Source organism: Pseudomonas sp. NFACC05-1, assembly GCF_900100135.1.
Taxonomy (GTDB): Bacteria; Pseudomonadota; Gammaproteobacteria; order Pseudomonadales; family Pseudomonadaceae; genus Aquipseudomonas; species Aquipseudomonas fluorescens_Q.
The window spans coordinates 669,756-684,237 of sequence record NZ_FMTR01000001.1 but is presented as its reverse complement, the minus strand read 5'-3'; the positions used below and the strand labels follow the sequence as shown (position 1 = coordinate 684,237).

12 protein-coding genes are annotated in these 14,482 nt (G+C 61.1%); 5 read left to right on the top strand and 7 right to left on the bottom strand.

The window, feature by feature from the left end; all coding sequences use genetic code 11:
- Positions 1-122: 122 nt before the first annotated feature.
- Positions 123-1,829 (top strand): amidase, encoded by a 1,707-nt coding sequence (locus BLO97_RS02910; RefSeq protein WP_092345102.1) that lies wholly within the window; start codon positions 123-125, stop codon positions 1,827-1,829.
- Positions 1,830-1,993: 164 nt separating this feature from the next.
- Here BLO97_RS02910 and BLO97_RS02905 read toward each other — a convergent pair whose 3' ends face one another.
- A complete protein-coding gene (locus BLO97_RS02905; RefSeq protein ID WP_092141814.1) occupies positions 1,994-2,848 on the bottom strand; it encodes a LysR family transcriptional regulator in 855 nt (284 codons plus the stop codon).
- A 74-nt stretch (positions 2,849-2,922) separates the two neighbouring features.
- Between BLO97_RS02905 and BLO97_RS02900 the strand changes: the two genes are divergently transcribed.
- Positions 2,923-3,879, top strand: a complete 957-nt coding sequence (locus BLO97_RS02900) for a DMT family transporter (RefSeq protein ID WP_092344837.1) — start codon at positions 2,923-2,925, stop codon at positions 3,877-3,879.
- 91 nt (positions 3,880-3,970) lie between these two features.
- Positions 3,971-4,369: a VOC family protein gene (locus BLO97_RS02895; RefSeq protein WP_092344835.1), complete on the top strand. Its 399-nt coding sequence runs from the start codon at positions 3,971-3,973 to the stop codon at positions 4,367-4,369.
- A 23-nt stretch (positions 4,370-4,392) separates the two neighbouring features.
- Here the strand turns inward: BLO97_RS02895 and BLO97_RS02890 are convergent, their stop codons facing one another.
- Entirely contained in the window at positions 4,393-5,325 is a 933-nt protein-coding gene (locus tag BLO97_RS02890) for a LysR family transcriptional regulator (RefSeq protein WP_063325097.1), read from the bottom strand.
- Positions 5,326-5,473: 148 nt separating this feature from the next.
- Here BLO97_RS02890 and BLO97_RS02885 point away from each other — a divergent pair, with 148 nt between their 5' ends.
- Positions 5,474-6,703, top strand: a complete 1,230-nt coding sequence (locus BLO97_RS02885) for an MFS transporter (RefSeq protein ID WP_092344833.1) — start codon at positions 5,474-5,476, stop codon at positions 6,701-6,703.
- A 201-nt stretch (positions 6,704-6,904) separates the two neighbouring features.
- On the opposite strand, the gene BLO97_RS02880 is transcribed toward BLO97_RS02885, so the two are convergent.
- The 5 genes from BLO97_RS02880 to BLO97_RS02860 form a co-directional block, all read right to left on the bottom strand.
- Positions 6,905-7,810 carry a LysR family transcriptional regulator gene (locus BLO97_RS02880; protein ID WP_092344831.1) on the bottom strand — a complete coding sequence of 302 codons (906 nt, stop codon included), beginning with the start codon at positions 7,808-7,810 and terminating at the stop codon, positions 6,905-6,907.
- Positions 7,810-8,730, bottom strand: a complete 921-nt coding sequence (locus BLO97_RS02875; protein ID WP_092344829.1) for a LysR family transcriptional regulator — start codon at positions 8,728-8,730, stop codon at positions 7,810-7,812. The genes BLO97_RS02880 and BLO97_RS02875 overlap by 1 nt, the downstream gene beginning before the upstream one ends.
- Positions 8,731-8,808: 78 nt before the next feature.
- On the bottom strand, positions 8,809-9,438 hold the full coding sequence (locus BLO97_RS02870) for a glutathione S-transferase family protein (protein ID WP_063321590.1): 630 nt from the start codon (positions 9,436-9,438) through the stop codon (positions 8,809-8,811).
- A gap of 184 nt (positions 9,439-9,622) precedes the next feature.
- Complete coding sequence (locus tag BLO97_RS02865; protein WP_092344827.1) at positions 9,623-11,677, bottom strand: 2Fe-2S iron-sulfur cluster-binding protein; 2,055 nt, start codon at positions 11,675-11,677, stop codon at positions 9,623-9,625.
- 199 nt (positions 11,678-11,876) lie between these two features.
- Positions 11,877-13,484: an ATP-binding response regulator gene (locus BLO97_RS02860; protein WP_092142714.1), complete on the bottom strand. Its 1,608-nt coding sequence runs from the start codon at positions 13,482-13,484 to the stop codon at positions 11,877-11,879.
- 103 nt (positions 13,485-13,587) lie between these two features.
- On the opposite strand from BLO97_RS02860, the gene BLO97_RS02855 reads away from it, so the two are divergent.
- Positions 13,588-14,226 (top strand): response regulator, encoded by a 639-nt coding sequence (locus BLO97_RS02855; RefSeq protein ID WP_092141835.1) that lies wholly within the window; start codon positions 13,588-13,590, stop codon positions 14,224-14,226.
- Positions 14,227-14,482: the final 256 nt, after the last annotated feature.

Genomic DNA, 14,482 nt, shown 5'->3' with positions numbered 1-14,482 from the left:
TCGCTATTCCGTAGTACAGTGCGCAAGTCCGATAAATATCCACTTTGAGATGACCTGAAGTCTCAGGAGCAGCTTCAATGGAACCGAACACCCCGCAATCCCTCTGCCGCGGCGCTAACAGCATGATCGAAATCACCGAAGCCTCCATTGGCCAATTGCGCGCTGCGCTGGAGTCGGGCCAGACGACCGCGGTGGCGCTTGTCCAGGCCTACCTCGCCAGGATTGATGCCTACGACGGCCCCGACACGCCCACAGCCCTCAACGCGGTGGTGGTGCGCAACCCCGATGCATTGAAAGAGGCCCAGGCCTGCGATGCCCGTCGGGCCAGCGGCCAGACCCTGGGGCCGCTTGACGGCATTCCCTATACGGCCAAGGACAGTTACCTGGTCAAGGGGCTCACTGCCGCTTCCGGCAGCCCGGCGTTCAAGGACCTGGTTGCTTATCGCGATGCGTTCACCATCGAACGGCTTCGCGCCGCCGGGGCGATCTGCCTGGGCAAGACCAACATGCCGCCCATGGCCAACGGCGGCATGCAGCGCGGGGTGTATGGCCGTGCCGAGAGCCCGTACAACGGCGACTACCTCACCGCGCCGTTTGCCTCCGGCTCTTCGAACGGTGCGGGCACGGCAACCGCCGCCAGTTTCGCGGCGTTCGGCCTTGCCGAAGAAACCTGGTCGAGCGGGCGCGGTCCAGCGTCGAACAATGGCTTGTGCGCGTATACGCCGTCGCGCGGGGTGATCTCGGTGCGTGGCAACTGGCCGTTGACGCCGACGATGGACGTCGTCGTGCCCTTCGCCAGGACCATGGCCGACCTGCTCGAAGTGCTGGACGTGGTGGTCGCCGAGGACCCGGACACCCGTGGCGACCTGTGGCGCCTGCAACCCTGGGTGCCGATTCCGAGCGTTGATTCAGTTCGTCCGGCCTCGTATCCGAGCCTTGCCAGCAACCCAAGTGCGCTGGCAGGCGTTCGGTTCGGCGTTCCTCGGATGTACATCAACGCCGACCCTGAGGCGGGCACGGCCCAAGCCCCCGGCATCGGCGGCCCGACGGGGCAGCGAATCATCACCCGCGCCTCGGTGATCGAGCTCTGGGAGCAAGCGCGCAAGGCGCTTGAGGCCTGTGGCGCCGAAGTGGTCGAGGTGGATTTCCCCCTGGTGTCCAACTGCGAGGGCGATCGTCCTGGCGCACCTACGGTATTCACCCGCGGCCTGGTTTCCAAAGAGTTCCTGCACCATGAATTGTGGGACCTGTCGGCCTGGGCATTCGATGACTTCCTGCGGGCCAACGGCGATCCGAAGTTGAATCGCCTGGCCGACGTCGACGGACCGAAGATCTTCCCCCACGACCCGGGCACCCTGCCCAACCGGGAGGATGATCTGGCGGCCGGCATGGATGAGTACGTGAAGATGGCCCAGCGGGGCATCACGCCGTGGGACCAGATCCCGACCCTGCCCGACGGCCTGCGTGGGCTTGAACAGACACGTCGAATCGATCTGGAGGACTGGATGGAGCGGCTGGGCCTGGACGCGGTGATCTTCCCGACCGTCGCCGACGTCGGGCCGGCGGATGCGGACGTCAACCCGGCATCTGCCGATATCGCCTGGAGCAATGGGGTCTGGGTCGCCAACGGCAACCTTGCCATCCGCCATCTGGGCGTGCCTACGGTCACCGTGCCGATGGGCGTCATGGCGGATATCGGCATGCCCGTCGGGCTGACGTTCGCTGGCCGCGCCTATGACGATTCGACCTTATTGCGACTGGCTTCGGCGTTCGAATCGATCGGTTCAAAACGCCTGATCCCGCCGCGGACGCCGCCGCTGTCGGCTTGATCGTTTAGTAGGCTCGGTCTTGTCTTGGGGCTGCTGCGCAGCCCAGCGGGAGCAAGCTCCCTCGCCACAAAAAGCAGCGTTCGACTTCATTTTTGAGTACGAGCGCAACCCCGTGGCGAGGGAGCTTGCTCCCGCTGGGCTGCGCAGCAGTCCCTAGACCGCTTCTACAGCCGGAAATACTGTTGCATGGCACGGGAAAGCAGGTTCACCGCCTCATCGCCGTGTGACGCCTGGGCTCGCATGAACACCACCTCGTGCTCCTTGATGACCGGAAGATCTTCGAGGATCTGCATGGCATCTGTTACGCGCGCGCGGTCTATCAGGCTGACCGCCAACCCCGCTTCCACACACGCCTTGACGGCCTGGTTGGAGGGGCTTTCCAGAACGACTCGGGTCCTGCGGCCGCTTTGCCTGAGGGCCTCCATCATCGCTTGCCGATAAGGGCATTGCGCCGCATGCACCGCCAACGGCAGTGGCGCCATCGGGGCCATCGTCGTGTGGACCGGACCAACCCAGACCGGCGTGGTGGAAACCAGCACTTGCCCTCCAGCACTGGCCTGACCCTTCGGCTGCACAACGACCGCTGCCTGGAGCTGGCCGCGCTGCACCAGGTCACGTAACGCGTAGCTTGGCGCGGTCTTGAGTTCCAGCACCACGTTGGGCCACGCGGCGGCGAAGGCCGGGAGGATGTCGCGGATGACATGCTCGGCGTATTCATCCGGCACCCCCAACGTAATGCGTCCCGCCAGCCGGGCTCCGTGCAGATCGGCCAGCACCCGGTCATGGGTGCTCAGCAGTTCCGTCGTCGCCACGAGCAGACGCTTGCCCAACGCCGTGAGGGATACCGATTGATTGTCCCGGTTGAGCAAACGCCCGCCAGCGACCGCCTCCAGGCGCTGAATATGCACGCTGACCGCCGCCGGGCTTTTGTGCAGTTGTTCTGCCGCCGCACTGAATTTGCCGATTCGCGCCACCGCATGAAAGGTACGGATCAAGTCGATATCGAGTATGGCCGTCATGATTCAATCTTCGTGAAGTACTGATGCATTACATTTTGATTTATTAGATTACGTCGGTTTCGTAGCCTGTGGTCATGAACCCGACTAAATCGATGAGCTGCCCTTCACTGCCCAAGCCCGACTGGCACTGGCTGATTCCATTGCCACTGCTCGAAGCCGCGTTGCTGCTGACGTGGAGCTCCGGCTTCGTTGGCGCGCGTTTTTCCATTGATTATGCGCCAGCATTGCTGGTGGTGTTCTGGCGTTGCGTCGTGGTCACACTCGTCCTGTTGCCCTTCGTCGCCAGAGCGCTGCGCCGAACCTCGCCCGTCGTGCTGTTGAAAAATGCCGGCATCGGCCTGCTGGCGATGGCGGGCTACCTGGCCGGTATCACCCAAGGCATTGCGCTGGGTGTGCCGGCGGGCCTGGCCGCGCTAGTCGCTGATCTGCTGCCGATGGGCCTGGCGCTGTTGGCTGCGAGCGTACTCAAGCAACGACTGGCCTGGCAGGTCTGGGCCGGCCTACTTATCGGCCTGCTCGGCGTCATGCTGGTGACCCAAGGCGCGCTGGCGTGGGGCAACGCGCCCTGGTGGGCCTATGGCCTGCCGCTGCTTGGCATGCTCTCGCTCGCCGTCGCGACTCTGTGGCAGAAATACCTACCCTGCGCGCAATCACTGGGCCTGTTGCCTAACCTGTGGCTGCAATGCTGCGTTTCGGGCCTGGCCTTCGCCCTGGTCGAAGCCGCCCATGGCAGCCTCGCCCCGATACCCAGCACCGGCTTTGCACTGAGCGTCTTGTGGACTGCGGGCCTGTCGACGATGGGCGGCTATGGGCTCTACTGGCTGTGTCTGCGCCGCGCGACCGCCACCCGGGTCGCCAGCGTCCTGTACCTCAGCCCGCCCTTTACGATGCTCTGGGCCTGGGTCATGTTCGACGAACCGCTTTCATGGCAGATGGTGTCGGGGATGGCGGTGTCCGGGATTGGCATCTGGCTGGTCGTCGGCACCGAAGCCCGGCAGGCCAGGCGTCCGGCGTCTGAGCTGAAGCGCTAACCGCCCGGACTTGGCAGCGGGATGATGCCTGTGGCAGCGTAGGCTGGAATTTCAAACAACCCTCACGCCCACAGGCAAAACGGTAGCCATTATGATCTCGCACGTGTTTCTAGGTATCGGCGATTTTGATCGCGCCTTCGTGTTCTATTCAAAAATCATGACCGGGCTGGGCCTGACATTGAAATTTAGCGACGCCCACAAAGGCTGGGCGGGCTGGATTGCCGAGCATTCACCTCGTCCCATTTTCGTGATTGGAAAACCCTTTGACGACAAGATGCACGAACCCGGCAACGGACAAATGGTGGCTCTGCTTGCGCCCAACCGGGAAGCCGTGAGGAACAGCTACGCGACAGCGCTGGCACTGGGTGGGACGTGTGAGGGAGAACCCGGCTTGAGACCCCACTACCACCCCGACTATTACGGCGCCTACTTTCGAGATCTCGATGGCAACAAGCTTTGTGTCTGTTGCCATGATTCGGTGTCGACTTAGTCGTGGCACCACAGGCAGAACTTCTAGAGTCGTTGCCCCCGCCCTGCTGCCGTCTGAGCCAAACTGGCCGTCAGCACGTCCAATAAAGCCGCGACCTTGGGAAGCGTCCCACGGTTTTTCTGCCAGGCAAGATTGATCGCCATTCCATCGGTTGCCCACTGCGGCAACACTTCAACCAACGTCCCCTCATCCAGTTGTCGCTGGACCAACCAGGACGGTAATTGGGCAATACCGCAACCCGCCAATACCGCAATCACCAGGCCCTCGCCATCGCCCACCACCAGCGTTGGCGAGACCTGTTTCCTGAGCGTTTCGCCCCGATGCCCGGCAAAATTCCAGGGGCTGACGTTTCCATCCGGCCAACCGTAGGCGATGCACTGGTGATGTTCCAGATCGAGGTCGATCAGGGGCGTGCCATGCCTGGCCAGATACGCAGGGGACGCACAGAAAATATGCCATTCGCTGCCAAGGTGGCGATGCCCCCACGTGGCCGGCCAAATGTCCGCGCCTCCCAAACGGATCACGATGTCCACGCCTTCCTGCACAGGATCGATAAAACCGTCGGAGAAGGAAAGGTGTGGCACCAGTTGCGGGAAGTCCTGCAGGCATCGCAAGACGATAGGCAGCACCTGGGATCGGCCGAAGGCGCCCGGAAGGTCGATCCGAACCCTGCCACGTGGCTCGGTGTTTTCAGCGTGCAGCGACCACTCAGCCTCTTCCAGGTCGGCGAGCACGCCTGTGCAGGTGCGAAGAAAGGCGCGTCCTGCATCCGTCAGCGAAACACGTCGAGTCGTACGTTCGAACAGTCGAACCCCAAGTCGGCTCTCCAGGCGAGCAACGCTTTTGCTGATCGCAGAACTGGTCAGGCTCATCCGCTCAGCGGCAGCCTTGAAACTGCCGGACTCGGCAACACAGACAAATACATCGATCCCTTTCAATCGCTCCGAGGAAAACATGGACATCCTTATTCATGAACTGAATTCAATCAACTGAAGAAAAAGCATCATAAATCAGAACTGGCTTCCTCAGTAAGCTTGGCTGCCGCGTATCCGTCCGCGCGACGACGCTGCTCCCTATAAACATCTCCGGTCGTATGAGGCAAGGATGCTCGCCACCCTTAAAAACTACCCCGCGTCAGTCAACCTGCTGCTCTGGGCGTCACTCATCCTGACGCTGGCCCGGGCAATCACACTGCCCTACCTGGTCATCTACCTGTCGGGCAACTTTGGATTGAACGTTGCCGACATCGGCCTGGTGATCGGCAGCACATTGATCATCGGTTCCCTGTTGAGCCTCTACGGTGGATTCCTGGTGGACAACGTGTCCAGCTACCGACTCATCCTGGTGTTCAGCGGATTATTCACGGCGGGGTTTCTCGGAACGTTTCTGGCTCGCGATCTCTGGCTGTTCTACAGCTGCCTGGTGCTGATCAACCTGGCCTATGCCGTCATCGATATCGCGGTCAAGGCGGGATTCGGCAGCTTGCTCGCGGTGGCCGAGCGCAGCGAAGCGTTCTCGATCAAATACACCCTGACCAACATCGGCTATGCCGTTGGGCCATTTCTCGGGGCGGGAATAGCCGATCTGGACATCAGCTTGCCATTTCTATTGTCCTGCATGCTGGGTGCCGGGTTCTGCCTGATTTATTTTGTCTGGGGCGACAGGGACCTGGCGGTCGTCGATGCGAGCCACTGTAGGAGCGAGCTGGCTCGCGAAAGCGCTAAACCCGTTCCCTTCCTGGCCGTGGGCAAGCTTCTGCTGCGCGATTACCGCTTAGTGTGCTTCACCCTCGGCGGCCTGCTCAGCGCGGTGGTCTTCGGCCAGTTCACGGCCTATCTCTCCCAGTACCTGGTGGTCACTACAACAGCTCAGTCCACCTACCGCATCATCAGCGCCCTTGTGACGACCAACGCGCTGATGGTGATCAGCCTGCAATACGTCATTGGCCGAAAGATTTCCCACCGGCATCTGAACCTGTGGCTGGCAGCGGGGCTGAGTCTGTTCATCCTCGGCTTGGCCGGCTTCGCCGTGGCCGATACCCTCCTGCTCTGGGTGATCGCCATGGCGGTGTTCACGGTCGGAGAGATCATCGTCTTCCCCACTGAATACATGTTCATCGACAACATCGCGCCCGACCACCTGCGCGGCATGTACTACGCTGCGCAGAATCTCGGCAACCTCGGCGCCGCCTCCGGGCCGGTGCTGTGTGGCGTCGTATTGGCAACGCAGCCACCTCACTACATCTTCTACATGCTCGCCCTGTTCATTGTTGCCGGTGGTGTGTTTTATTTCCTGGGAACCTGTCGGCTGATCGACTCGCCGGCCAAGACGTAATGCATGGCCTATGACGATCGGTACGACGATCCAACGTTTCATTGCCTGGCGGCGCATTCCGGACGCCGCTGAGACCCAAGCCGTTACCGAGTTCTTTTGCCACTGAGGTGATCGCTTAGCCGGCGCTTGATAAAACCTTCAGCACCCCCATCACAAAGGCGCCAGCCTTCGCCAGCAACGTGCCCAAGCGCGAGCTGATACTCAAGAAACATCCGCTCGCAGGGCCGGGTGCTCGCGCAGGCGCTCGACGATGTAATCCACGAAGCTGCGCACGCGCATCGGCGCCTTGCTTCTTTCGCGGTAGACCACATGAACCGGTATCGAGGGCGGCTCATAAGGTTGCAAGACCCGGCGCAAGCGTCCGCTGTTCAGATAGTCGTGTAGTGGATAGTTCAAGCAGCGCATCAACCCAGCCCCATGAGCCGCCGCATCGATGGCCGTCTGTAGCGTGGCGCAGCTGAGCCGCGTGCGTGCCTTGAGGCCGCTGGCCGGCTGATGAAAAGGCCACTGGACCCAATCCTGGTTGGCCTGCGTGGCGATCAGTCGATGATTGTGCAGATCCTGCGGCACAACCGGTTCACCATGAAGCGCCAGGTAGCCAGGACTGGCGCAGACGAGTGAACGAACGCTGCCGACCGGTCGTGCGATCAATGAGCAGTTGGGCAGATGCCCCACCAGCACCGCCACATCCAGCCCTTCCTCATGCATGTTCGGAAAACGATCGTGGTAGTGGGCGAATATCCTGATCTCGGGGTACTGATCCATGTAGCCGGCCAGCACCGGGGCCATGACATAGCGGCTGAACAGCAAGGGCAACAGGATCGTCAGGTTGCCTTGGGCCTGGACATGCCAGCCCTTGGCCGATGCCTCGGCCTCGTCAATCGCCCTGAGGATCCGTGAACAGTCGGCCATGAAGCCGATCCCGGCCTCAGTCAGCACGACCCCGCGCGTGCTGCGCAACAGTAACTGCACACCCAGTCGCGCCTCCAACCGAGCGATGGCACGCATCACGGTCGGTCCGGAAACGTTGAGGCGCTGGGCTGCCGAAGCGAGACTGGGGCACTGCGACAGCGCATGGAACATCAGCATTTCATGGTGGCGAGCCATCAGGCGAGGCCTTTTACGACAGGCTTGAGCGTGACGTCGTCCCCCAACCGATCAGCGAGAAAGTCGACGAACGTGCGCACCTTGGCCGGCACTCGATTGCTCTTCTGATACACCACCTGAATCGGCAACGCTGGCGGCTCGAACGCCTTGAGCACCACCTCAAGTTCCCCATCGGCGACCTGCCGGGCTACTTGATAGGACAAGACCCGGGTGACGCCCCAACCCTGGCAGGCAATATTGATCGCCGCCTGATTCGCGGTCACCACCAGGCGTGGATCAAAGCGCAAGCTCAGTGAACTGGCCTCGTCCATGAACTGCCAGTGGCTCAGCAAATGACTGGCCGAAGACATCACGATGTTGGCCTTGCTCAACTCACCAGGATGCGTTGGCCGTCCGTGTCGCTGGAAATAGGCCGGGGCGCCACAAATCACCTGGCGCACTTCACCAACCTTGATGGCGTGCTGATTGTTTTCCTGCAAATGACCGATGCGGATCGCCACGTCGATGCCTTCGTCGGCGATGTTCACCACGCGGTCGACCAACAAGGCGTTGAGGTGTACCGAGGGAAATTGATCCAGGTAATCCGTCAGCAAAGGCGCGATGTACAGCTCGCCAAACAGCACCGGAGCGGTGACCGTCAGATACCCGCAGGGGATCGAATAACTGCCGGCAGCAGCCTCCTCGGCTTCATCGAGCTCACTCAGGATCCGTCGGCAATCTTCCAGGTAGCGTTGCCCCGCTTCGGTCAAGTACACCTTGCGGGTGGTGCGCGACAACAGCTGGGTGCCGATCCGCTCCTCCATCGCCGCAATGGCGCGCGTCACGCTTGGCGGGGAGATACGCAGTCGGCGGGCAGCAGCGGCGAACCCTTCCTCCTCGGCCACCGCCATGAAAACCTGCATTTCCTGAAAGCGATCCATGGGTGGTCCAGTCTTGAGGGCACGTGGCTTGAATGGACTTGCCGGAAGATGCCCCCCGACAAGCACCCGCGGTTTGAATCAGGCTTGCTGCAAGCCCTTGGCGGTACGTTGCATGCCGACGAAATTCGGCAAGGCTTCGATGCTGCCCAGCCAGGCCCGGACATTCGGGTAGTCGGTCAGCGCGACGTTGCCTTCCGGCGCATGGGACACGTAAGTGTACGCGGCCACATCAGCGATGGTTGGTTGCTCACCGGCCAGGAACCGGCTTTGGCCCAACTCCGTCTCCATCACCTTCAACAGGGCATGGGAGCGCTTGATGGCGTCTTCGGCGTCATAGCCGGCGCCGAACACGGTGATCAACCGGGCGTTGGCCGGCCCCTGGTTGATCTGGCCCGCCGCCACCGACAGCCAGCGCTGCACCCGCGCCTGGGCAAGCGAATCACTGGGCAGCCATTGCCCCTTGCCATACTTGGTCGCAAGGTAGACCAGGATCGCGTTCGAGTCGGCCAGGACGGTGCCGTTATCGTCAATCACCGGCACCTGGCCAAAGCTGTTGATGGCGAGAAACTCCGGAGTCTTGTGCTCACCTTTCATCAAGTCCACGAATATCAACTCGGTTGGCAAGCCAAGCAGCGAGAGCATCAGCTCGACACGATGGGCGTGCCCCGACAGCGGGTGGCGATAAAGTTTGATCGCTTTCTCAGACATGACGTACTCCATGTTGTTTTGGGCTCGAAGCGGTGATCGCGTCGATGGCGCTATCCTCTGCTCCTGTCCCGGGCAGCGGAATAACCAGCTTCTACAATCCAGCATTTCATCCAGTGAAACAGTCGGGCGGTGAGCCTAGTGGCCTGTACGTTAATTCGAGTACACGAATCAGCCACGCAGGCCACTAGACCTCCAGCACCAAAGGCTCGCTCCCCTGGGCCGGTACGGCACAACAGATCAGCACTTCACCTTCGCCAACCGGTTCGGCCGGCTGGCTCAGGTAATGCACCTGGCCGCGGCTCAAGCGAGTTTTGCAGGTGCCGCAGGAGCCGCCGCGGCAACTGAATTCCGGGTTAAGGCCGCGCGCTTCGGCCAGCTCCAGCAGCGTCCCACTGCCCGGCTCCCAACGTGCCTCCTTGCCGGAACTGGCGAACAAGACCTTCACCGCTTCATTGGCGGCCGGCACTTGCTCTGGCGCCGGCATGCTCACTTCGAGATCTCGCACGAGCGTCGAGGGCCCGAAGGTTTCCGCGTGGATGCGATCGTCAGGGATGCGCAGTTTGCGCAGCCCGTCGTACAACGCCTGGGTAAAGCTGCCCGGCCCGCACAAATAGAAGTCGTAGTCGTTGAGCGGCAGCAGCTTCTTGAGCAGTTCCACATCGATCCTGCCGGCCAGGTCATAGCCCTCAGCGCTCCCTCCATCAGTGGGTGGCTGGCTGACCAGGCGCAGAACCTGTAGCTTGTCGCCGGCACGGGCGGCCAGTTCGTCGATCTCGTCACGGAAAGCCAGGTCGGCCACCGAACGAGCGCTTTGCACCAGCCAGACCGGGCGCATGCGGCTGATGCGTAGGCCCTGGTACACCACCTCGCGCAACATCGACAACAACGGCGTGATACCTACCCCCGCTGCCAGCAAGACCAACGGACGCCGCTCGGTGGCCTGGACGGTGAAATGGCCCTGAGGCGCCCGCGCCTCAATCTCGTGCAGCGCCTGCACCTGATCATGCAGGTGGGACGACACCGAGCCATCGCGCTTGACGCTGATACGCAGGAAATCATCCGACGGCGCACTGGATACGCTGTAGGTCCGGATCGATGGAGCGCTCTGTCCCTCCAACAAGATCCTCACCGGCAAATGTTGCCCGGCTTCAAACCGGGGCAAACCCAAGCCATCGCTCGCCTGCAAGTAGAACGAGCGAATGTTGTGGCTTTCATCCACCACCCGCGCAACACGCAACGCCCGCCAGCGGCTACGCAGCGCCTCGGCCTGCAAGCGCTCGGCGGCCTGCTCCCAACTGCCTGTCATCATTGAATTGGGCGAGTCGCCTTCGTCCTGATCCTTCCAGCGCAGCGCAATGGCTGCTGGGCGATACACGATGCGTTGCGGGATAAAGCGCAGCAGCCGCTCGGCGCCCTGGAACGCGCTGATCTCGGGGTCGTCCAGCAGGACTTGCGCCGAGCCACTCATTTGCAGCAGATCGCCCGTCCGAAAATCGACGAACACCAGCCCTGCCCGTGGATTGAGCAGGATGTTGCCCAGCGTGTTGAAAAACAGGTTGCCGGAAAAGTCCGGGATGGTCAGCGATCCATCTTCATCCATGCGCACAAACCCTGGCTTGCCACCACGGTGGGAAGCATCGACCTGCCGCTCGCCATCGCGTACCACGTAGGTGGCGATATAGAACGAATCGGCCGCCGTCACCAGGCGCCGCACCAGCGGGTCGGACAGGGTCAGTTGACGCGGCGCAACGGCCTGCGCATCGACGAAGTGGTACTGGCGCAAGTTGATGTAGCGAGGGCAGTTGCCATACGCCTGGCTCACTGAAATCTCGAGCCCCGGGGCGAGCTGGCGACGTACGACACCGTTCATGCGGTTGCGTCTGCGGGTGTGCAACTCGATCCCCAGCATCCCGATGGCATCGCCCTCGCCCAAGCCCTCCTGGGCCGGGTCGTTCGGCTCAGGTTCGAGTTGGATGTGCAGGGTCTGCGGATCGGGTGAGCTCATGAAGCCCGGTTGTCCCGAGCGCAGGGTCGCCCAGACGTCGCCTTGCCGATCCACCGCCCCCAGCACCACGAAAGGCAGTTGGGCGTAGAACTCCCGATGCTGGTCCGGCATCCAGGTACGCGCCAGTTGCCGTTGACCGACACTGGCCATCATGTCGACTGCCCCGACGGAGCGCTGCAAGGCCAGCTCTCCTTCGTGCCAGGGCGAGGTTTTTGCTTGCAAGGCTACGTCCATCAGCTACTCCTCGCGCTCGCAGCATGAACGCCTGCGCCAGTGCGCTACGGTTGGGTATTCTCCGCCTTCGTTTGCACGGCTGTGCAAGTGGCTGGAGTCATCTTCTGCCCAAAGCGACGGCGCAGGAATACGCACAAACTGCAATCCACCGTTTCATAAAATGGAATGGTGGAAGAACGAGCAATGGCCCGGACGGCGATCACGTCCTGATGCTGGAAAAGTTCTTGGTCAGCTCGAGCAAGGTCGCCCGCAACTCCGGCGGTCGCACGGGCTTGGCCAGGATCGAAATGTTCATGTGGTGCAGCGCATGGCGGATTCTCTCGATTTCATGGCCGGTCATGATCATGGCGGGGACTTCCCAGCCCCGTTGTTCGCGAATCGCGGCGATGCATTCGGAACCGGAGACCTTCGTGCCCAGGTCGAAGTCGGCAATGATGATGTCGCAGTCACTGGTCACGCCCACTCCGTCACTGTGGGTTTCCACTTCGCACCCCCACCTCTCCAATAGCGCGGATGTCGCCATCAGCACGTTGGCGTCATCCTCTACCAGGCACACCCGCAAGCCTTGCAAACGGCTGTGCGTGGACACCGGCCTGTCCACCATCGCCCTTGGCGCGACCGTTTCCAGCCCCTGGATCATGGCGCGAGTGCCCCTGCCGAGCCGGGAGTCCAGTTGGATGTCCAGATTGATCAGGTGGCTGATTCGCTTGACGATGGACAACCCCAGGCCCAGCCCCTCGACGTCCTTGTCACGAACGTGACGCACCCGATAGAACTCCTTGAACACCTCGGGCAGGTGTTCGGCGGCAATGCCCCGGCCCTTGTCATAGATGACGATGGCCAGGCCACTGCCTTTCGGACGCACGCCGATCAACACCGGTTGGCCGGAGGCATATTTGAGCGTGTTGGAGACCAGGTTCTGCACCATGGTTGCCAACAGGCCGGCGTTGACATTGACCCAATGCCGGCAAGGCCGCAGGCGCAACTCGACGCCGGCCCAGCGGGCCGCTTCGGTGTTCTGCTTGACCACATCTTGAAGCAGTGTGCCCAGGTGTACGGGTTCGGCCTGCGGTTCAAGCTGCCCGTTATCGAGGGTGTAGATATCGAGGATCGAGCGAAACAGTTGCGAGACGATGTGCAACGAACGGTCGATGTTGTCCACCAGTCGCAACTCTTCCTGGCCCAACCGGGCATCGCGCAGGCAGGCGGTGAACAAGCCGATCGAGTGAATCGGTTGGCGCAAGTCATGGCTGGCCTGGGCCAGGAAGCGGGACTTCTCCTGGTTCGCGGCAATCGCCTCTTCCGAAGCGATGCGGGTTCGGGTCAGCAGGATATGCGCGTAGGCGGGCACCACGATGGTGGTGACGATCAGCGTCAGGAACAGATAGGGTTGACCACGCCAGAACGGCGTGAGCAGGAAAATCACCACCAGGGTCGACAACGCGATAACGGTTGCCAGCGCCAGGTAGCGCGAGCCGAAGCGCATGCCATTGCCCAACGTGACCCAGAGCAATGCAGCGTACACCGGTAGCGTACCCTCCCCACCCACGATCAAGGCAAAGGCAAGACTGGCATAATCCAGTGTCATGGCAAAAAGACGACGCAGGAAGAAGTGCCCGGGCCAGCGCTTGACCGCCATGCGCAGAGGGATAGCGGTGCCGAAGAAAAAGGTCATGTACCACAGGATCGGTACATAGGTTTCGAAGTCGCTGGCCAGAAAGGCCACCACAATGATGTAGAGCGCTGCACAGGCCCCGACCGTCAATCTCAAGGTAGCCTGATCAAGCTCGCTATTCTTTTCCGTCATGGTCACTGGATTATTCCAACATGAAAGGTTGTTTCAAACTTGAAACCCAAGGGGGCAGTTTAGGTTACGATTCGTGAACTGGAAGATCAGAAGGATCTGAAGCATGACGTGCAGAGTAATTGTGGCAGATGACCACCCTTTGTTTCGCGAGGGTATGCTGAGAACCATTGAACGACTCATACCGACAGCATCCATAGAACAGGCTGGAAATCTGGACGAAGTATTGGCGCTGGCACGCTCCGGAGTGGAAGTGGACTCCCTGATACTCGACTTGCGCTTTCCCGGGATCAAATCGTTGCAAGTCATCGGCCAGTTGCGCGGTGAGTTCAAACGCACCTCGATCATTGTGGTTTCAATGGTGGATGATGTCGATGTTATTTCCCAGGTGATAGCGCTGGGTGCCGACGGATTCATCGGCAAGAATATCGACCCCGCCGCAATTGCCGACGCCATCATGGCAATACGCGAAGGCGAAGTGGTGGTGAAGTATCAAGCCGAAAACGCGATCCTGGACGATGCACTTTCCCAACTGACCGCGCGCCAACGGCAAGTGCTTGGCTTGATCGCCGCCGGCAAGACCAACAAGGAGATAGCCCGGGACCTGGGTATCTCCCCGTTCACGGTGCGCATCCATGTCTCAAGCCTGCTCAAATCCCTGGGTGTGCCCACGCGCGCGGCGGCTGCGGCGCAGTTTTCCAACTTCCCAAGCAATGGTGGATGGCCGGGAAAACAAGACAATTGAATGTATAACGGCGGCGAATATCAATTGAGCATCACCCTCCGTGCCGGCCCATCTCCGGGGCCATAGCACACTTGTACTATAGCTTCGCCCAGTACGCTCCCCCTAAGCTGTGGACGCTCCATAAAAAGGCTGTTCGAACAGCCAAATATAAAGAAAGCCAACATGCCATGCGCCGTGCAGTATCACTGTACCTATTGAAACGTCATGACATGCGAAGCCTATGGATTTAATAAATCGATAGGCGGCGCAATGCTGG